A 19,743-nucleotide genomic window follows, 5' to 3' on the forward strand; every position below is an offset into this window, starting at 1 on the left:
GGTTTTTTCTATTAAATTTAATAAAATTTAATAGAGGTTTCTTTTTATTCAGAATAAAAAATATTGGGATATGTATTTCTCAAAGGCGTTGGTTTCCCACTTTTTTTTCAGATCTATCCATCTGAAAAGATTATTTTTTAGGGTATTTCACCTGGTTTGCATCGTTTTTTTATGTTCGCCGTACATTATGGCTCAGGAAAATACGGTCTCAGGAGATCTAAAAACCCAAAGCGCAGAAAATACTGACATTTTGTCCGATTCTACGGATGCAAAACCCTTTGAAATCGAACAGGCGATCAATAGAGATGCACGCTTCATCCAGTTGTTACAATCCGCTCAAATCAATCTGCAACGGACCTATGATACCAGCTTTATGGCGGAGGAAATTCCCATCATCGAACTTGTGCTGGAAAGAATAAAGGAAGGGTTTGCTTCCTATGCTGAAAGGATAAACCTGCAGTTTCTCAACGAATTGGAAAACCTCATCATAGGATACAGCAGCCAGGTGACGCGATGGCAAACCGAAGCGGTGCGCAGAGGGGAACTGATCCTCCAAACAGGAAACCATCTCAGCGAAGTCAAGTCAGGATTATCTGTACAACCTGTATACGGAGACACCGCCTATTTGCCGGCTTATCTGGAACAAAGACACACCCTTCTTGAAAGGTTGCACAAAATAGACAGTCTCTTTGCTGCACAAAGGCTAACCAACTTGCAGGTACAGAGCCAACTTTCCTCCCTGAACACCCAACTGGTGGATCTTAGAGAAGAAACCAGGGAAAGACAGCGGCAATTCAGAAACCAGCTTCTCAACCGGGACAGCCCCCACATTTGGCGGCCCCAAAAAACGCCTGCCACCCGCGACTTCAGGGTGATTGTCCGGGACTCATTGCTTCTCAACGAAGTTATCTTACAACGTTATATGGGAGACAGGCCCTTCCTTTTTTTCGCTTTAATCCTTGCTTCCGTTCTTATCTACTTTTGGTATAAAGGACTGGTAGTGAAGATCGAAACGAAAAAAGAGTTTTCCAGCCTCATCTTAAGAAGGGCAAGATACCTGACCCAATCACCTGCAATATGTACTGCGCTTACCATACTGACTTTGGCTCCCTATTTTTTCTCTTTTCCGCCCTATTCCCTGATTCTGACATTTCTTTTCGGCATGACTTTGTGTACCACGTGGTTGATCAGAAAAGCAGTGCACAGGAAATCTTTCCTGCTGTGGCTGTTGATGGTTTTGAGTTTCATTGTGTATGGCAGTCTAAACTTGGTCACCGAGCTCGCATTTCAGGAAAAATGGTACCTGATGTCCCTGTCCATTCTGGGGATATGGATAGGCGTCAAAACCTTAAAAATGATCCGCAAAAACCCTAAAGGTTTTCCCAAGTACCTGGAATACCTGATATATTTTTATGTAGGGATGCAGGGACTCTCGCTGCTTTTTCATATAGCCGGCAGGTTCAGTCTCGGCAAAATGCTCGGCGTGGCAGCTACACTCAGTATCATGCAGGCAATCAACCTGTATGTCTTTGTCCTGGTAGTAATGGAAGCGATCTATTTACAATCCGAAGACAGTAAAACCAACCAAAAGGAATATACCAATTACCTGAACTATCAGGCTATATACAGCAGGTTGAAGCGCATTTTTTCTTTTCTCGCCATTTGTATGTGGCTGTATTTTCTGGCACTTAACTTCTCCTTAAACCAGATACTGTTTGAGCAGTTTGCGAATTTTCTCACTTCTCCCAGGCAAATTGGCAACACACCGTTTACATTCGCCAGTATCTTGGTTTTCATCGCGCTGATATGGTTTTCTTCGGTACTCGCAAAAAACGTCGCCTATTTTGCGTCCATCAGAGATGCCAAGAAGGCGGAAGCCCGGACTAAAAAACTGGGGTCATCTATATTGCTGATACGTCTTGCGGTCCTTACCATCGGCTTTTTCCTGGCGGTCACTGCTTCAGGGATTCCGTTGGACAAATTGGCTATCGTTTTGGGGGCATTGAGTGTGGGGATAGGTTTCGGACTGCAGACCATCGTCAACAACCTTGTGTCGGGAATCATTTTGGCATTCGAAAGGCCCATACAGATCGGGGATGCCATAGAAGTGGGAGGAAGATCGGGAGTGGTGAAAGAAGTGGGCATCAGGTCGAGTACCATCCTATCTTATGATGGCTCGGAAGTGATCATACCCAACGGGGATTTACTTTCGCAGCACCTGATCAACTGGACCCTATCTGATAAAAGCAGGAGGATAGAACAGATCATAGGAGTGGCATACGGTTCCGAAGTCCAAAAAGTACACGAAGTGCTTGAAAAAGCGTTGGAAAGGGACAGCATCCTGCGACAGCCCCCACCAAGGGTTTTGCTCCATAATTTTGCGGACAGCGCGGTGGAATTCAGGCTGCTCTTTTGGGTAAGTGACTTCAGCCAATGGGTAACCGTCAAAAACGAGGTCCTGAGAGACATCTACCAGGCCTTCAAAGAAGCCGGTATCCAAATACCTTTCCCGCAGAGAGATCTACATATCAAAATGGATCAAACGGAAATAAAAGATATCAGCAACAAATCCGGGAATGACTGATCCAATGAAGAGGTTATGTCCACAAGTAAAATACCTCTGGTCACTCACCAAACATTATTCAATATCGGTTTATAGGAGAAAAGAGCCCTCCAAGCGTTCAAAACCCTTGGAGGGCTTCATTCTATCATCTTATTCCGGTGATAGAAGAAAATTCGGTCATTAAGCAACCGGAAAGACTTATGAGAGACAGCCTCTGTTTATTTGGTATCCCTGGTGACTCTTTGTCTTATCCTTTATAAGCCGCCACCTCCTGTTTGGAGATGCCAAGACCTTCTATGCCCAGTTCTACCACGTCTCCTTCCTTGAGATAGGTAGGAGGGGTCAACCCCATCCCCACACCGGCAGGAGTGCCGGTACTGATGATGTCCCCCGGCAACAATGTCATGTACTGGCTGATGTAGCTGACAAGCTGGGGTACATTGAATACCAGGTCCGAGGTATTGCTGTCCTGCATCGTTTTACCATTTACCTTCAGCCAGAGCCTAAGGTTGTGTGGATCTTTTATCTCATCTTTGCTTACCAGATAAGGGCCCAGGGGGGCAAAGGTGTCGCAGCTTTTGCCTTTAACCCATTGTCCTCCCTGATTCAGCTGAAAGTCCCTTTCGCTGACATCATTGTGTAGCACATAGCCAAAAACATGATCCATGGCCTTCTCTTCTGATACATATGTGGCCTTTTTACCGATCACTATGGCCAATTCAACCTCCCAGTCGGTAGCTTTCGAGTTTTTGGGTATGATGATGGGGTCATAGGGACCCGATAAAGACGTGGTGGATTTCATAAACAATACCGGTTGCTTGGGCACTTCCATACCACTTTCCTTGGCGTGCAAGGAATAGTTCAGCCCCACACACATAATTTTAGATGGTTTGTGAATCGGCACCCCAAGTCGCTCTCCCTTAGGTACTTCCGGACAGGAAGAGGCATTCGCCTCCAGCCAGTCGCTCAGGCTTTTCAAGCCCTTCTCATCACCCAAAAATTCTTCTGACCAGTCGCTCCCAAAGGCGCTGCAATCCAGCATTTTCCCTTCAGGGGTTTGTATTCCTGGTTTTTCGTCTCCTGCTTTTCCAAATCTTATCAGTTTCATAAATTATATTAAAGCGTTTGATTAATTACATTTTTAATTTTGAAAATCCTCCATCAACAAGATAATCGCCTCCTGTGAGGAAAGAGGCCTCGTCCGAAGCCAGGTAAAATGCCATATTGGCCACCTCTTCGGGGCTGCCCATTCTGCCTATAGGCTGGCTTGCCGCCAGTTGGTCGAATATTTCCTTCTCCTGTCCAGGGTAATTTTTCGCCAGGTAATTATCTACAAAGGGCGTGTGGACACGTGCCGGTGAAATCGCGTTGCAACGTATGTTGTCTTTAATATAGTCCCGGGCTATGCTCATGGTCATGTTCAACACTGCCCCTTTGGTCATAGAATAGGCAAACCGGTCAGCAATGCCCATAGTAGCTGCCACAGAGGCCATGTTGATAATCACACCGCCCCCTTGAGCTTTCATGCGGCCTATCACCGCACGGGAACAATTATAAACCCCTTTTATATTGACGGCATATAGCCGGTCCAGGTCTTCTTCCGTAGTAGATTCCAGGGTACCGATATGGGATACACCCGCATTGTTTACCAAGACATCTATAGAGCCGTTTATGGCCGCGATCACCTCCATTACCTGGGCTTGATCTGAGACATCGGTAAAATGAAATTCCGCGGCATGTCCTTGCGCGACGAGTTCCTCAGCTTCTTTGTTACCGTTGGCGCGGTTATAATCCAAAATAAAAACCTTAGCTCCTGCCGCAGCAAATCTCTTGGATATGGCCAACCCTATGCCACTCGCGCCGCCGGTGACCAATACGTTTTTTTCAATCATAATAGGTATTCTTTTTAAAAGATGATCATGGGACCCACGGTCATATGGATTTTTGTAAAGTCGTTTTCCTGCAAAAATTATTTCCCTAACATGGGAAATAGCTTTTTAATATCTTCTTCGGAAGGCTGGGACCCATATTCACAGATCTCGAACGTTTCCGCATATTGGGCATTCCTGGCTTTGTCAGCGCCATACCATTTTTCCAGACTTTTCCTTACCTGCGGATTGATGCTGCCTGTTCGTTTATCCTTCAACCAGATTTTTCTTTCCACTTTCCCTTGGGGCACCTCATCCAAATAGCCACCTATCCAGGGTAACCACTCATAAAACTGGGATTCATGCGCGTCCATCGCATCTATCTTTTTATCAATCACTGCAGTAATGTCCACCGCGATGTCAGGCTGAAAAGGATTGGGCTTTTGAAAATGGTCTTGAAAATACAGGAACACGGGATTTTTGTCCAAAGGCGGGGTATCGGCCGCCACGTTGGGCACACCGACCATATAGGCCGCGTCCTGTACCAGAATCGCGGTATAACGGTGATCAGGGTGGTAATCATTGGATCTGGGAGCAATCACCACATCCGCATTCCATTCTCTGATCTTCCTGATCACCTGGAGACGCACCGGCAAAGTGGCCAACAATTCCCCGTCATGGTTGTCCAGCACATCATAGGTGATCCCTAATCTTCTGGCCACCTCCTGGGTTTCTTTCAAGCGCCTTTTGGCCAACATTCCGCCCCCTTCTTCCATGTGGCCTGCATCGCCGTTGGTTACGGAAAGAAATTTCACATTGTGCCCCATTTCAACAAATAATGCCGCGGTTCCGCCGGCTTTGATATCACAATCATCGGGGTGGGCCCCTATCATGATGATCTGCAAGGGTTTATTCTGTTGGGCATTGGCATGGATGAAAGCATGGCCGCAGAACAATAAAATAACTAGAATTCTGGATATCATAATTTTATATGTCGGTTGGTAAAAGCAAAAAGTGAAGATAGGTATTTCAATGAATTTTGCCAATGTAATTTTTGCAATTGTCTTCCAGGAAATCCTTTTATTAATAACCGTTGTGTTTTTTGGTTTGATGTACCCTTAATCCTTATTTTAGTACCCTAAGCCAATTCATACCAATGAACCAGAACCTGCACCCCGTTCAACGCACTGCTTATTTCCTTCTTTCACTGGTATTATTGATATGGCTGCTTCATACGGCTGCTTTTATCATCGTCCCGCTGGTTTGGGGCATTTTTTTTTCATTTGCCCTGTATCCCATAAGCAACTGGCTGGAAGAAAAACGTTTTCCCCGGGCATTGGCTATAGCCATCAGCATTGTTTTGGTCACTATCGTGGGAGCCGGAGTGATTTATGTATTGGTCAACCAGATGATCTACCTATTAAAAGATATCCCTGAAATCGGAGAAAAATTAAAAGAAAAAACCAGTGTATACCTGGAAGAATTAAAAACAATTACCGGAATAGCATTACCTGAAGATAACGGGAGCCTGTTTTTCTCAAGCTGGATCTCTGAGGATAATTTAAACAATACCATTTTTAACACGGGAAGATCCCTCACCCTGGCTGCCATTATCCCTTTGTATACTTTCCTGATGCTCTACTATAAGGATTTTTTCATCTCTTTTCTGTATCAAATCTCCACCAAACGTAATGTCGCTATTCTCGCCTGGGTGGCCGATTCGGGAAAGATCATCCACGGATACCTGGTGGGGATGGTTAAAGTCACCGCAATAGTTGCTGTACTGTCAGGGCTTTTCTTCTACCTGATAGGTATAAAATACTATCTGCTGTTCGCTATCTGGATCGCCGTGATGAACCTGATTCCCTATATTGGGGTGATTATCAGTTCCGCCCTTGTTATCCTGTATGTTTTTCTGACCACAGACACTTTTTTTTATCCCCTGCTTACTTTGGCCGTACTTTGGGGCATCCAAGCTGTGGAAAACAACCTGATCACTCCCTATGTGGTCGGTTCGAAAGTAAAAGTGAATGTATTGGCGGTGGTGTTGGCTATTCTGATTGGCGGTGGAATATGGGGCATATCAGGAATGATATTGTTCATTCCATTGGTTGGCATCCTGAAAATAACCTTTGACAGGATTCCTTCCCTGAAGCCATACGGCTACCTGCTTGGAGACACATTTCCCGTCAACGAGAAAAATGAAAATTTCATTAGGACAATAAGGCGGAAATGGCAGGCAAAAAGGTAAAAAGTGCGCACGAAAGGATTCGAACCTTCACACCCGAAGGCGCTGCCGCCTGAAGACAGTGCGTCTACCAATTTCGCCACGTGCGCTTAGAGCTTGCAAAATAGTGAAATTAAATCCTATGGAGCAAATGAAAGCATAAAAACTTTAAAACCTGAGTTTCGACGCTCACTATCGAAGATTCTAAACCGTGGTATAACCCGCGCAACGGATGGCATTATTGTAGCGGGGACACTTCAATCATTCAGGGTTTATTTCCCTTAAGAAACTTTTTCACTTCCCATGCATTGTACAATATGATACTTAAGGGGACCAACCATATGGCTTCATTAAACACCACATGAAAAACCGATCTTTTGTTCCAGCCCACTTCCCCGATATACCCCGTCAAAAACCAGGTGAGCGTAACCAGCTTTCCCATAATTCCCACGACAATAAGATATATCCAGCTCAAGGGATAAAATGCCGCGAGAAAAACTGCTATGCCTGTGATCATCCCCACGGTGCCGTAGGCTGTGGTGCCGCTTACCGCAACCGGTTCGATTTCCATGGCCAGCCAGGTAAACGCTTCCTCACCAAACCACCTGAAAAAAGCACCCCATAATGAAGTATAAATACCTGTTAGCAACAAAAGGCCCCTCATGGGCATGGTAAACGCGGGCTTGTGCTTGATTTCAGCCATTTCAGTGGATCCGATTAAATTAAAAACACCTGAAATTAAAAATATTATCAGCATATCACAAAGGCATCTTCCCGAACATCCTGAATTTCTGATGATGTGAGGATAAAATTTAATTTTTAATGGTTTCGGAAAAATATTTGAATCCCCATAAAGTTTCGGAAACCAGGTTGGCCGCTCTCATGATTTCACGGATATTCCTGGGATGGAACGGCTCGATGGTCACTTTGAAGTTTCGAAACCGGTCCCTTTCCACATACAAGGAAAAGTTGCTGTTGAGCTTCAGGATTTCTTTCGGAAAAAACAACCGTTGGTGGACATTCTCAGGCATCAGTTTGAAACCGAATCTCCTTTTTGCTGATGCATAATGTTCCACCCCCAATTCATAATCCATATGCTTCATGCTGAGCCTTGATTCAGAAAGAAATTTTGGGTTAAGGGTATGGCACAGGTTAATGCTGTTTTTTGTAAAGCAATAACGTACCTCCGAACCTACCTTTTTCTTGAGGAAGAGTTGATTCTGGGTGGCAAAAAAATGCCAGAAATTATCAATTCTTTTCAGTTCCATCGCCGGTTATTTGGGGAATAAGGTTTGAGCGAAATTTGACGACAGTTTTAATATACGGTTTTTTAGGACAATATGATGGATTTCATGCTTTCTTTTTCTGGCCCTACACAAAATCATCCCTGCACCAGTCGCAGATAATCCCGGATGGTGGTCATAAAGGCCTTTCTTTCAGTTTCATTCTGTAATACCGGAATCCATTTATTGTCAAACCTGGCCTCATACACGGCATTCTCCTCTAACCTGAAAAATATCTCCTTTGCAAATACCACATGTGAATAACGATCACCGAAGGAAAAATGTATGGTTCCACTCTCCTTACGTTCAGGAAACCTCCACCTGATCTCCAATGGGTCCTCGCCAGCCAATCCACCCTGAGGCTCTACATAAAGATAGGCGGTGTTGCGATCCCTGTTCAGCACAATGGCCAGATTCAGCACATTTTGGGTTGAATCCTTTACCCGCTTGCTGAGTCGGTATACGTCCAGTCTGGCATCGCTACGGCTTTCCACTTGATAATAGGCCCTCCTGATGTTTCTGAAATATAAACGGCTTGCATCGGTGACCCGAAAAGCGTTGTCCTCACCGGAATTGTCCGCCCTTCTTTCATTGAAAAAGGACAATAGCAACACAAATGCAAGGGAGGCAACGATGAAAATCTTCAAAATTCTCAGCAATTCCGGGCTCAAGTCATTATTTGGGGTCTTTTTCATCGGTTCTCCAGTAAGGGACCATGCTATTTTTAACGAAAAAACAGGTGATTTTGTCCATTATCAAGGAGACTGTTGTTTTTCTACCACTTCAATTTAATGGATTAGTTAAACACTTTGGGTGAAAATCGGTCATATTCCTTTTTAATTTTTTTATCTTTGCGCCTTGAAATGCGTGCCCTTGTAAATCTTTGCATTATTGTGGCACGCTGTCCGGTTATGTATGAAGCCTGTTTTTCTATGTTGTTGGTCTGAACAGGGAACAATAACGGATAAATAAACCAAACACACTTCTATGAATAAACAAGTACGTGTACGTTTTGCCCCATCACCTACAGGAGCCCTTCATATTGGGGGAGTAAGAACCGCTCTGTACAATTATCTGTTTGCCAAAAAAAATGGCGGGAAATTTTTGCTCCGGATTGAAGATACTGATCAAGCAAGGTTTGTCCCAGGAGCAGAGGGCTACATCAAAGACGCTTTGGACTGGCTGGGGATATCTCCGGATGAAAGCCCATGGAAACCGGGGGATTCCGGACCTTACAGGCAATCCGAAAGAAAGGAAATGTACATGCAATATGCCCAGGATCTCCTGGATAAAGGACATGCTTATTATGCTTTTGACACTGCCGAAGAACTGGAGGCCATGCGCCAACGCCTCACAGCAGCGAGGGTGGTGTCTCCGCAATACAACTCCATCACAAGAACCCAAATGAAAAATTCCCTCACCCTTCCTGCCGATGAAGTCAAAGCCAGGCTGGAATCCGGTGAGCCTTATGTTATCCGCATCAAAATCCCCAGAAAAGAGGAAATAAGACTCAATGACATGGTACGGGGATGGGTCATGGTGCATTCCAACTCTTTGGACGACAAAGTTTTAATGAAGTCAGACGGCATGCCCACCTATCACCTGGCCAATATAGTGGATGACCACCTGATGAAGATCACCCATGTCATCAGGGGCGAAGAATGGCTTCCTTCCGCCCCCCTGCATGTTCTTTTGTACCGCTACTTAGGATGGGAAGACAGCATGCCTGAATTCGCCCATCTTCCTCTGCTCCTCAAACCGGACGGAAACGGAAAGCTTTCCAAGCGGGATGCCGAAAAACATGGCTTCCCATTGTTCCCCATGGATTGGAAGGATCCAATTACGGGAGAAGTTTCCGAAGGATTCAAAGAGGCCGGCTACCTTCCTGAAGCTTTCCTTAACTTTCTTGCTTTCTTGGGATGGAACCCCGGCGATCATCGGGAAATCTTCTCCATGGAAGAACTCACAGAAGCCTTTTCTGTGGAACGTATCGGCAAGTCAGGTACTAAATTTGACATCAATAAGGCCAAGTGGTATAACGAGCAATATTTGCGCAAAAAACCGGACACGGTGCTGGCTTCCTACCTGAGCAGGGATTTGAAAAAAGAGGGAATAACCATCAGCGATGAAAAAGCGGAAAAAATAGCCTCCGTCATGAAAGAGCGGGCCACGTTCCCGGCAGATTTATGGAAAGAAGGCAGGTTCATGATTTTTGCTCCGGAAGCGTTTGATCCGCAGGTCGCCGCCAAAAGATGGAACCGGGACGCCGTGGAAGTATTGAAAACTTATCGGGAAAAACTTTCCCGGCTTGAGGGCCCCATGGATGCTGACACCGCAAAAAACCTGCTTGAAAATGCCGCACAGGAAAAAGAGATCAAACTGGGAAAGGTGATGCAGGCGGTAAGACTTGCCATCACGGGGGTTGGCGCAGGACCGGATTTGATGCAGGTTTTTGAAATATTAGGGCGGGAAGAATTGATCAAAAGAATAGATTTTGCGTTAAATAAATTAACAGTCAATGATTGAGCCCCGATGGGGCCGGTCTATATGCTAATTTAAACCGCAAAGAGAATGGCTAAGAAAACCAAGAAAAAAGACACTCCGAAGGTTAATTCCGAACTGGAAGGGTTCAATATGAACATCAATTCTTTTGGTGAAATTTCCAGTTCATTCCCTATAGATAAGATCAATGAGTTTTTGAACAAAAACGTGGATGACAAAAAACTCAGGGACAGGGATGATCTGGATGATATAAAAAAGGATCAGGAATAACCGCGTAACTGCGGTTATTCCCTTATATTGCGGGAATATGTCCCAGGATTATACGCCATGAAAACCACAACTGCAGGGCTCCTGATATTTTTCTTTTGTAGCTTCTTTTCAGAATGTCTCCATGCCCAGACCAGCATAGGCATAAGAGCCGGTTATACGGAATCCAGCGTTTCTTACCGGTCGACTTTGGGGAGTTTCCCCAGGAGAGTCACAGGTATCTCCGCCCCTACATATGCGCTTGTCATCGAACAGTTTTTTCAAAAAAATGCCGGGGCACAGATTGAATTTCAAATGTTAACCACTGGTTTTTCCGGCACAGATACGGTGAATATTGGCAACGAAACCCGTTTTGATTATGTCAAAGTACCTATCCTGTCCAACTTTTACCTGGGTAACTCCGGCCGGTTCCATATAAAACTCGGGCCGCATATCGGTTATCTTCTGCAAGCAAGGGATATCAGCAGGGAAAGTGAAAGCGAACTGGTTATTCCTTCCTACGGACAGCCGGGGGATGAACCCAACCGTTTAATGTACGGACTGACGGGTGGTGTGGGATTGTCCAAACTTTTTGGTAGGCATACGGTCCAGGGCGAGGTCCGGTTTTCCTATGAATTCGGAAGGCCGGAAGGGCAGAACCGCATATTTGATCTCAACTTCACCCAACTGGAATTTACATTGGCTTATCTTTTTATGGTTATCAAATAAGTCCACGTGAAGACGGCTCTCTTCAGATGCGCGAACCTCATCGTCCCTCAACTAAAATAAGCCCCGAAAAAGTCCTGTTGAACAATTTTCGAGGCTTATAGTCAATCATTTAAAATGAATTGGGGTCCTTGTTCTGATGTCTGTCAAACAAGCCCTCATCCCATCGGCCGCCCAGATAATCCAAATTACATAAGCAACTTAAATCGGCCAGGATCGGGGAAAAGGCCAATCAAAACAGGTACCTCAGTCCTACCTGCATGCTCCATGTGGTATGAAAACCGCTTGCATTGATAAAAGGAGAAGCAGGCAACTCTCCGGAGACCCTGTTCATCGTAAAGTTGGGAGCAGCACTCACCGCGCCGGCCCTGGACAACAGGTTTTGGGCACCGTTAAGGTTTTGCTGGATTCCCCAGTTTCTGTTGAGCAGGTTTCCAAAATTCACCACATCCACACTGAGTTGCAACGTATTTCTTCTTCCTCCGACCTGGGTATATAGATCCTGAAGCACCCTGATATCCACCCTGTTAAGCCAAGGTGTCAGGAAAGCATTTCTGGGTACATATCCCCCCCTGTATTTTTCTAATCCGTTTTCAGCCACAAACCGGTCAAAGGCGGATAGCTGTTGCGCGGCAGAGTAAACCACTTCTTCATTCTGCACGATATCCACAAAATTAAGATCTCTGGAATCTTTGGGAAGGTAGAGTAAATCCGCATTTATACCATCCCCATTGAGATCATTGCCATACACATAGGAGAACCGGCCCTGGTGGGCACCATCATAGAATATGCCGAAAGTGGTCGCCAACGAATTGGCATATTCTACCCTGTAGCTTACATTTCCTACAATTCGGTGAGGAATGGCAAAGTTGGAAATATGCAGCATCTGATCGTTGGGACTGTTGATGACAGGACTGGCTCCCCAAGCGGAAACCGCACTGGAACCGGCATTTGCCGTCACCTCCTGGGCCATAGAGTAGGTATAAAACAGCGAGCCACTGAGTCCTCTGTAATCCGGCACGGAAATCCCAACCGTACCGCTGAAACTATGCCCTTTCACATCGGTATTGGTAAGCACAGTCGCATTGTTTCCTCCCATGACACCGTTGTAGGCCGTGCTCTGTCCAGGAAGAAATATTTCCCTGGTATCTCCGTAGTCCCCCGTTTCGCCGCTGCTGCCGTAATCCATTCGGTTATTTGATCTCATCCTGTTGGCCCCGTACTGGAAAGCGGCATTGATGTCTCTGGTATAGAGCAGATCGGTAGTCAACACGAAGGAAGAATTGGGAATTTGGTAGTCCACGCCTAAGCTGGATCTCCAAACCATGGGCATTTTAAAACTTCTGTCAACCAATGCAAAAGATCCGGGTGCTCCTTCTGCGGGTGAAGAAATGAACACGTTCTCGCCCCCCTGGGGAGGGTTTTCTACGTAGTAATACGGGGAAGGTTGGAAGGTAATGTTATTGATCCAAGGGGCTACGTCGGCATAACTACCGGGCTCGATGGTATTTTGCAGCACACCGGAGTTGGTGGGCATATTTGTCAACCAAACAAAGGGTACCCTTCCTGAAAAAGCACCTGTCCCTCCGCGAATGATAAGACTTCTATCCCCGTTCACATCATAATTGAATCCGAATCGGGGAGACACCATTACCCTTGTTTTTGGCCATAAGCCGGAATCATAATTGGTGGGCATTCCATATTGGTTCATCAAGGTAATTTCATTGATCGATTCGTTTGGCGTTAGCTTGTTTAGGTAGATAGGCAATTCCGCACGCAATCCGAAAGTCAGGCTCAGGTCCTTATTCACCGAAAATTTATCCTGGGCATACAAAGATGCCAGGCCAAAATTGATTCTGGCGTAGGTTTCCTGACCTTCATAAGGATATGTCAAACCAAACATGATGGGGGAAACCTCATTGGGTGTACCTGTGGTGAGAAAATCCGCCACGGAAGCATACCTGTAATACGAGGTCCCCATTCGGGTAAAGCTGTTGCCAAAATTCTGTACTTCAAATGCGCCACCCAAAGTGATGTTATGTTTTCCCTCTACATAATTCAGGTTATTGATGATCGAGTAGTTATTGTTAATGACATCATTATTGTAAGAGAAAAGCTCAGTACCGAAACTCATGTAGTTCAGTTCTTCGGTGTCCCCTTCATGCCTGATATCAACAAAGGGGAATATATGGCCTGAAGGCGTTGTTCTTCTGTCTTGTATTCTTGTGTAGGTGGCCAAAAACTGGTTAGACCATTTCGAACTGAAATAGCTGTTAAGTTCGGCTGTCACTGATCTTACTGTGTTTTCAAATCCGTAATTCCCGTTTTCGAAAGTAATGGAATTGAGGCCGACCCTGGCCCCTGCGGGAAAAGAAGCCCTTGGATGAGGGCCGGAAGTTGCATTGGCAAGCTGGTTGGAGATGCCTACGACCTGATTGTACCTCACGGCCAGTTTGTTCTTTTCGTCTATGTTCCAGTCTATTCTTGCCAAAACCTTGGTACTATGTTGTTTGGCTTCGTTGGCGTATCCCTCGTATCTCCCGGGATCATAACCCCACTGGTTGATGAGATGGTTACGGACAGCTTCGAGGTCTGATCTTCTCGTTCTTGCTATGTTATTTTCAGGGTCAGCTACCCCGTTTTCGGAGGGTCTCCAAAGATTAACTCCGGAGGCATTGGCGCCTGTATCTTCTTCCCTTTCAAAATTGACAAAGAAAAACAATCTGTTTTTGATGATGGGGCCTCCCAGTCTAAACCCGTAGTTTCTGGTCGCTGCTTCCACCCTTTCCAGTTCATTATCCCCGATTCTTCTGCCCTGAAAATCCTGATTTTTCAAAAACCCATAGGCTGATCCTTTAAAGGTATTTGTTCCGCTTCTGGTCACCGCATTGATCCCCGCGCCGGTAAACCCACTTTGGACAACGTCAAAAGGGGCAATATTCACGGTAATCTCTTCTATGGCATCCAGTGAGATGGGTTGTGAATTCCCACCCGGAAGCGGGTTGCTGCTCAGACCAAAACCGTTGTTGAAATTGGCGCCGTCAATTTGCAGGTTGTTGTATCTGGCATCCCGGCCGGCAAAAGAATTGCCGCTTGCCTGTGGGGTAAGCCTTGTGAAATCGAGAACGCTTCTGTTGATTTGAGGCAGGTTATTGATCTGCTCATTGGTGATGTTTGTGGCGGTCCCGGTTCTGTTGGAAGTAAAATCAGATCCCCGGGTCCCGGTAATCACCACTTCCTCCAACTGCGCATCGCTGTCCAAAAGCACCACATTCATGCTGTACGGCTCTCCCAGCCTCAAAACAATTCCCGCAAAAACCTGAGGCTCATATCCTATATAACTCACTTCTATAGAATACGGTCCCCCTACACGAAGATTAGGGAGGTTAAATCTACCGTCAATATTAGTGACAGCACCGTAAACCGATCCGGAAGGCTCATGCACCGCTCTTACCGTTGCACCAATAAGGGTTTCTCCGTCCGAATCAGAAACCGATCCCTGGACAGAACTTGTCGTAACTTGTGGATAAGCCTGAGTTGCTATCAAAACACACATCAAAGCCACAAGAAATTCTTTAAGTAATAATTGCCTCATATTTAATTTATTAATTGATAGAAATAGATAACTGCTTCAACAATTAGGCCATTTTGACGATACAAAGGTAGGTCTATAATCAGTCAATCTTCTTTTGAATCCATTAAGTTTTAATTTGTCTATACAAAAATACTTAACAAATCATTAACATTAACTATAGTAGGAAATTTTTAGTAATGCCTATTTTCAATTTAATTAAAGAATTAAATATATGTATTTTTAAATTTAACTTATTATAAATTTCTTATATGTGTCCATTCTATAATAGTATTTTGCCCCTAAACCTGCCCTTATTTGTTCCTTCCCCTGCATTTTTTTAGCCTGCTAAGAAATTCCCTTTTATATTTAAAATCCGTAAAACCAAAAAACCACCAACAATGCAAAAAAAAGGAATTTTGTGGCTCTATTTGTTTTTGATTGCGGGGCTGGCTGATTTGGCATTTATCATCCATCAGGAGGAAGGGCTGCGGTACTTCAGCAAACCCCTTATCATGACCGGCTTATTGGTCTATTTTCTTACCACCACGTCAGTGATCAAAGGAAGCATTCTTAGAAAAAGTGTGGGAGCGGCGCTGGCATTTTCCCTCCTGGGTGATATTCTTCTTTTATTTCCCCCCTTGTTTTTGTTCGGATTAGGCGCTTTTCTGATGACCCACATCTGTTATATCATTGCCTTTAAACTGACCCAGAATCATACCATCAATCTCATGAAGGTTAATTTCATCAAGATATTTTTTTATAACCTCCCCATTTATATCCTTTCTGCCTTTCTCTATTTTTTGATTCATAACCAGCTTCAGGATTTGAAAATACCGGTCATCATTTATATACTGGCGATCGTATTGATGGCTACCATTGCCCGTGAAAGGTACGGGAGGACCAACCCCGGTAGTTTCTGGCAGGTGTTTCTGGGGGCCATGCTCTTTATGGCTTCAGATGGCATTTTAGCCCTGGACCAATTTTTCCACCCAATTCCCGACAGTTCCATTCTCGTCATGGGCACGTATATGCTCGCCCAGCTCCTGATCGTAATGGGCATCCGCAGTCACCTCATAGCCGCAAAAAAATAACCCCCAGGCCTTCCCTCTTTCTCTTTTAAACCTGAGCGGGTTAGGGTTTGGGGGTTGATATGGAATATCAGTAGGTTTTGTTTTTACCTGTTCTTGTTTATTAAGCCAATGGACAGTTCCTTTAGCTGTTCATCTGAAATACTGCTTGGGGAGTCAATCATCACGTCTTTGCCTGCGTTGTTTTTGGGAAAGGCTATAAAATCCCGGATAGAATCACTCCCTCCAAAAATAGCACAAAGCCTGTCAAAGCCAAAGGCAATGCCGCCATGCGGTGGCGCTCCGTATTCGAAAGCCTCCATCAGAAAACCGAATTGTTTCTGGGCTTCCTCCTCAGAAAAGCCTAAACGGCTAAACATGAGTTTTTGGGTATTCTTATCATGTATTCTTATCGAGCCCCCGCCTATTTCCACGCCATTGATAACAAGGTCGTAGGCATTGGCACGGACTTTTCCCGGGTCTGTATCCAACAGTTCCATGTCCTCTTTTTTGGGGGAAGTGAAAGGATGATGCATGGCATGATATCTTTGCGTCTCCTCATCCCACTCAAGCAAGGGAAAATCCAAAATCCATAATGGCTTATACACTGATTTATCACGAAGGTTCAAGTCCTCTCCCATTTTAAGGCGGAGTTCGGAAAGCTGCTTACGGACAGTGGAGGCTTCACCGGAAAGCACCAAAAGCAGATCACCGGTTTGGGCGCCCATTTTCTCCGCCCAGGCCCCGAGATCCTGCTGGGAATAAAATTTGTCGACCGAGGATTTGAAAGTACCATCTGTATTGCATTTTACGTAAACCAAGCCTTTGGCTCCTATTTGCGGCCTTTTCAACCAATTGGTCAACTCGTCCAGCTGTTTTCGGGTGTATTCACCGGCACCTTTGGCACAGATACCCACAACCAACTCGGCGGAATCAAACACATTAAATCCTCTGTTTTGAGCCAGTTCATTCAGCTCTGTGAAACGCATATCAAAACGGATATCAGGCTTGTCATTGCCATAGTACTTCATGGCATCGGCATAGCTCATCCGGGCAATCCTTTCCAATTCTATCCCCTTCACCGTGGAAAACAGATGCTTGATCATTCCCTCAAAAGTCTGTAGTATGTCTTCCTGCTCGACAAAAGACATTTCGCAGTCTATCTGGGTAAATTCAGGCTGACGGTCAGCGCGCAGGTCTTCATCACGGAAGCATTTCACGATTTGAAAATACCTGTCAAAACCGCTGACCATGAGCAGCTGCTTGAACGTCTGGGGTGACTGAGGCAAAGCATAAAACTCTCCCGGATGAATCCGGCTTGGCACCACAAAATCCCTGGCTCCCTCGGGTGTAGACTTGATCAACACAGGCGTTTCCACCTCCATAAAACCCACACTATCCATGTATTTTCTGGTTTCCTGCATCATTTTGTGTCGAAGGAGCAGCTTTTCACGCACCACATTTCTCCTTAAATCCAGGTAGCGGTACTTCATCCGGAGATCCTCCCCACCATCGGTCTCATCTTCAATGATAAAAGGAGGTACTTTGGCCGCATTCAATATTCTCAACGACGAGGTTTTTATCTCAATGGCCCCTGTTGGTATTTTATCGTTTTTGGATGCCCTTTCTATGACATCCCCTTCTGCTTGCACGACGTATTCCCTACCCAATGAAGCTGCCTCTTCCAACAAGGTGTCTGAAGTACTGCCTTCCTCAAAAATCAATTGGGTAACGCCATATCGGTCCCTTAAATCTACCCAAATCAGTCCCCCTTTGTTTCTCACCCGCTGCACCCATCCCGTCAGGGTTACCTTTTTACCGACATCTGCCAGACGCAATTCTCCACAAGTATGTGTTCTAAGCATATTGTATTCTCTTTTTGATAGAAATTGAACGCCAAAGATAACAATTCGATTTAGAGATTGCTATTTTGTTAAATAGATTATAACTTTTGAAGAAGTCGAATAATAAATTTATAATCTGAACGTAATAATTACTATATAAATCATCCCGCATAAAAACCCCGTAAAATTTGGTTTTTATGCAAAAAATGTGCTTTTTTTGTAAACTGAACCTCATCTGAACATTCGCCTGCATGAAGAAAAATTGGATCTATGTAAGTCTGCTACTGCTAGCCGGTGCCGCCGTGGGCATGTACAGACTCAACGCCACCGACCATCCCGAGATTGAAGAAGAACTGATTGTTGAAGAATTGCCCCTGATACCGGAAGAAACCCTACTGTACGGAATCAACGTTGACGGACTTGACATTATAGAAGGAGTAGTTAAGAGAAACCAGACGCTCTCCACGATATTGGCACCTTTTAATGTCCCGTACCAGATTATAGACGAAATAGCCAGAAAGTCCAAAGATATTTTTGATGTCAAAAAAATCGCTTTTAACAAAAAGTACACGGTATTGACCCCTAAGGATTCCTCCCAAGCCCAATTTTTTATTTATGAGCCCAACCCCACAGAATTTGTGGTTTTTAAACTGGATGAAAGGGAAATTTATATGGAAAACAAACCCATTGAATTTCGGAAAAAAGAAATAGGAGGAACCATAAGCAGCTCTTTGTATGTAAACATGACCCAACTGGGGCTCACTCCCGACCTGATAGACCAATTTGCCGATCTTTATGGCTGGACCGTGGATTTTCAGCGCCTCCAAAAGGGAGATAAATTCAAAGTAGTGTTTAATGAAAAACTTGTAGATGATCAGGTAGTCGGCGTGGATGAAATCGAAGTGGCTTATTTTGAGCACATGGGTGTACCTTACCATGCCATACCTTTTGAACAAAACGGCCAGGTTTCCTATTTCGACCAGGAAGGAAACAGCCTGAAAAAAGCTTTTTTGAGAGATCCGCTCAAATTTTCGAGAATCAGTTCGAGATACAGTCTGAGCCGGTTCCATCCCGTTCAAAAACGATATAAACCCCACCTCGGTACAGACTACGCCGCCCCTTCGGGTACAGAAATCAGGTCCGTGGGTGATGGAACGGTGGTTGAAGCCGGCTATTCAGGTGGAAACGGCAACTATGTCAAAATCAAGCACAATGCTACTTATACCACCCAATATCTACACATGTCCAAATTCGGCAAGGGGATAAAAAAAGGAACCAGGGTGAAGCAAGGGCAGGTCATTGGGTACGTGGGAAGCACCGGCTTGGCCACAGGGCCCCATTTATGCTTTAGGTTTTGGAAACATGGCAAGCAAGTGGATTGGCTGAAGGAAAAAATCCCTCCATCTGAACCTATTGCTAAAGAAAACAAGATGGCTTACGAAAACATCCTCGCAGAAAAGCTGTCTCAACTGGCCGCCATCCCTTATTCTGATCCCATGGAATTGTTGACCAGCGCAGAATAACAAACAGTACTGTCTTGGTTCGACGTTAACTATCAAAAATTTTAAACAGCAGTAAAACCTGCGTAGCGGGTGGATAAAACCCCGGAAATTTATGGTAAGATGGGCCGGTCTGTTTGAACCGGCCCATCTTTATTTTACTGCTGTGCACATTCAGACCTGCCGCTTTTCTCTGCCGCTTTTCAAATCAGGCGAATGAATTCCCGTAAAGGTGATGTTTGCTTTTTTATCATCTATAATATGAGAAAATCCGGTCATCATATAGACAACCGGATTTACAGCCTCTGATAGGGCAATCATAAAACAGTGTTATTAAACCCTTA

Annotated in this window: 15 protein-coding genes and 1 tRNA gene; 7 read left to right on the top strand and 9 right to left on the bottom strand. The window is 44.9% G+C overall.

The features are described 5' to 3' along the window. The first annotated feature begins 250 nt into the window (after positions 1–250). Positions 251–2,584 carry a mechanosensitive ion channel domain-containing protein gene (locus ACFPFU_RS20455; RefSeq protein WP_377067604.1) on the top strand — a complete coding sequence of 778 codons (2,334 nt, stop codon included), beginning with the start codon at positions 251–253 and terminating at the stop codon, positions 2,582–2,584. Between the two features lie 226 nt (positions 2,585–2,810). Here the strand turns inward: ACFPFU_RS20455 and ACFPFU_RS20460 are convergent, their stop codons facing one another. From ACFPFU_RS20460 to ACFPFU_RS20470, 3 genes are all read right to left on the bottom strand, one after another. Then, positions 2,811–3,671: a fumarylacetoacetate hydrolase family protein gene (locus ACFPFU_RS20460; protein WP_377067606.1), complete on the bottom strand. Its 861-nt coding sequence runs from the start codon at positions 3,669–3,671 to the stop codon at positions 2,811–2,813. Positions 3,672–3,696: 25 nt separating this feature from the next. Beyond that, on the bottom strand, positions 3,697–4,455 hold the full coding sequence (locus tag ACFPFU_RS20465; protein WP_377067608.1) for an SDR family NAD(P)-dependent oxidoreductase: 759 nt from the start codon (positions 4,453–4,455) through the stop codon (positions 3,697–3,699). Positions 4,456–4,532: 77 nt separating this feature from the next. Then, on the bottom strand, positions 4,533–5,414 hold the full coding sequence (locus ACFPFU_RS20470) for a PIG-L deacetylase family protein (protein ID WP_377067611.1): 882 nt from the start codon (positions 5,412–5,414) through the stop codon (positions 4,533–4,535). Between the two features lie 173 nt (positions 5,415–5,587). On the opposite strand from ACFPFU_RS20470, the gene ACFPFU_RS20475 reads away from it, so the two are divergent. Beyond that, positions 5,588–6,682 carry an AI-2E family transporter gene (locus ACFPFU_RS20475; RefSeq protein WP_377067613.1) on the top strand — a complete coding sequence of 365 codons (1,095 nt, stop codon included), beginning with the start codon at positions 5,588–5,590 and terminating at the stop codon, positions 6,680–6,682. A gap of 4 nt (positions 6,683–6,686) precedes the next feature. On the opposite strand, the gene ACFPFU_RS20480 is transcribed toward ACFPFU_RS20475, so the two are convergent. From ACFPFU_RS20480 to ACFPFU_RS20495, 4 genes are all read right to left on the bottom strand, one after another. Continuing rightward, a tRNA-Leu gene (locus ACFPFU_RS20480) sits at positions 6,687–6,768 on the bottom strand. 155 nt (positions 6,769–6,923) lie between these two features. Then, the gene (locus ACFPFU_RS20485; RefSeq protein ID WP_377067615.1) at positions 6,924–7,361 is read right to left on the bottom strand and encodes a hypothetical protein; all 438 of its coding nucleotides are present in this window, start codon (positions 7,359–7,361) and stop codon (positions 6,924–6,926) included. A 109-nt stretch (positions 7,362–7,470) separates the two neighbouring features. Continuing rightward, complete coding sequence (locus ACFPFU_RS20490; RefSeq protein ID WP_377067617.1) at positions 7,471–7,926, bottom strand: hypothetical protein; 456 nt, start codon at positions 7,924–7,926, stop codon at positions 7,471–7,473. A 113-nt stretch (positions 7,927–8,039) separates the two neighbouring features. Next, on the bottom strand, positions 8,040–8,636 hold the full coding sequence (locus ACFPFU_RS20495) for a hypothetical protein (RefSeq protein WP_377067619.1): 597 nt from the start codon (positions 8,634–8,636) through the stop codon (positions 8,040–8,042). 292 nt (positions 8,637–8,928) lie between these two features. On the opposite strand from ACFPFU_RS20495, the gene gltX reads away from it, so the two are divergent. Genes gltX through ACFPFU_RS20510 form a run of 3 tightly spaced genes read left to right on the top strand, consistent with a single transcriptional unit; the run spans position 8,929 to position 11,418 of the window. Next, entirely contained in the window at positions 8,929–10,467 is a 1,539-nt protein-coding gene (gltX, locus tag ACFPFU_RS20500; protein WP_377067621.1) for a glutamate--tRNA ligase, read from the top strand. 45 nt (positions 10,468–10,512) lie between these two features. Continuing rightward, positions 10,513–10,713 carry a hypothetical protein gene (locus ACFPFU_RS20505; RefSeq protein WP_377067623.1) on the top strand — a complete coding sequence of 67 codons (201 nt, stop codon included), beginning with the start codon at positions 10,513–10,515 and terminating at the stop codon, positions 10,711–10,713. A 57-nt stretch (positions 10,714–10,770) separates the two neighbouring features. Next, positions 10,771–11,418: an outer membrane beta-barrel protein gene (locus ACFPFU_RS20510; protein ID WP_377067625.1), complete on the top strand. Its 648-nt coding sequence runs from the start codon at positions 10,771–10,773 to the stop codon at positions 11,416–11,418. A 229-nt stretch (positions 11,419–11,647) separates the two neighbouring features. On the opposite strand, the gene ACFPFU_RS20515 is transcribed toward ACFPFU_RS20510, so the two are convergent. Beyond that, positions 11,648–15,010 (bottom strand): TonB-dependent receptor, encoded by a 3,363-nt coding sequence (locus ACFPFU_RS20515; protein WP_377067627.1) that lies wholly within the window; start codon positions 15,008–15,010, stop codon positions 11,648–11,650. Positions 15,011–15,387: 377 nt separating this feature from the next. On the opposite strand from ACFPFU_RS20515, the gene ACFPFU_RS20520 reads away from it, so the two are divergent. Beyond that, positions 15,388–16,080, top strand: coding sequence for a lysoplasmalogenase (locus ACFPFU_RS20520; RefSeq protein WP_377067629.1), 693 nt, complete (start codon positions 15,388–15,390; stop codon positions 16,078–16,080). A gap of 83 nt (positions 16,081–16,163) precedes the next feature. On the opposite strand, the gene aspS is transcribed toward ACFPFU_RS20520, so the two are convergent. Beyond that, positions 16,164–17,921 (bottom strand): aspartate--tRNA ligase, encoded by a 1,758-nt coding sequence (gene aspS, locus ACFPFU_RS20525; RefSeq protein ID WP_377067631.1) that lies wholly within the window; start codon positions 17,919–17,921, stop codon positions 16,164–16,166. Between the two features lie 230 nt (positions 17,922–18,151). Between aspS and ACFPFU_RS20530 the strand changes: the two genes are divergently transcribed. Continuing rightward, on the top strand, positions 18,152–19,423 hold the full coding sequence (locus tag ACFPFU_RS20530) for a M23 family metallopeptidase (RefSeq protein WP_377067633.1): 1,272 nt from the start codon (positions 18,152–18,154) through the stop codon (positions 19,421–19,423). Positions 19,424–19,743 lie beyond the last annotated feature (320 nt).

This window comes from Negadavirga shengliensis, from assembly GCF_042652345.1.
GTDB lineage: Bacteria > Bacteroidota > Bacteroidia > Cytophagales > Cyclobacteriaceae > Negadavirga > Negadavirga shengliensis.

Bases quoted from the DNA above. Each gene is read 5' to 3' on its own strand.
- ACFPFU_RS20505 (WP_377067623.1), top strand. From the start codon at position 10,513: ATGGCTAAGAAAACCAAGAAAAAAGACACTCCGAAGGTTAATTCCGAA.
- aspS (WP_377067631.1), bottom strand. From the start codon at position 17,921: ATGCTTAGAACACATACTTGTGGAGAATTGCGTCTGGCAGATGTCGGT.
- ACFPFU_RS20510 (WP_377067625.1), top strand. From the start codon at position 10,771: ATGAAAACCACAACTGCAGGGCTCCTGATATTTTTCTTTTGTAGCTTC.
- ACFPFU_RS20475 (WP_377067613.1), top strand. From the start codon at position 5,588: ATGAACCAGAACCTGCACCCCGTTCAACGCACTGCTTATTTCCTTCTT.
- ACFPFU_RS20485 (WP_377067615.1), bottom strand. From the start codon at position 7,361: ATGGCTGAAATCAAGCACAAGCCCGCGTTTACCATGCCCATGAGGGGC.
- ACFPFU_RS20460 (WP_377067606.1), bottom strand. From the start codon at position 3,671: ATGAAACTGATAAGATTTGGAAAAGCAGGAGACGAAAAACCAGGAATA.
- ACFPFU_RS20495 (WP_377067619.1), bottom strand. From the start codon at position 8,636: ATGAAAAAGACCCCAAATAATGACTTGAGCCCGGAATTGCTGAGAATT.
- ACFPFU_RS20530 (WP_377067633.1), top strand. From the start codon at position 18,152: ATGAAGAAAAATTGGATCTATGTAAGTCTGCTACTGCTAGCCGGTGCC.
- ACFPFU_RS20520 (WP_377067629.1), top strand. From the start codon at position 15,388: ATGCAAAAAAAAGGAATTTTGTGGCTCTATTTGTTTTTGATTGCGGGG.
- ACFPFU_RS20470 (WP_377067611.1), bottom strand. From the start codon at position 5,414: ATGATATCCAGAATTCTAGTTATTTTATTGTTCTGCGGCCATGCTTTC.
- gltX (WP_377067621.1), top strand. From the start codon at position 8,929: ATGAATAAACAAGTACGTGTACGTTTTGCCCCATCACCTACAGGAGCC.
- ACFPFU_RS20465 (WP_377067608.1), bottom strand. From the start codon at position 4,455: ATGATTGAAAAAAACGTATTGGTCACCGGCGGCGCGAGTGGCATAGGG.
- ACFPFU_RS20490 (WP_377067617.1), bottom strand. From the start codon at position 7,926: ATGGAACTGAAAAGAATTGATAATTTCTGGCATTTTTTTGCCACCCAG.
- ACFPFU_RS20515 (WP_377067627.1), bottom strand. From the start codon at position 15,010: ATGAGGCAATTATTACTTAAAGAATTTCTTGTGGCTTTGATGTGTGTT.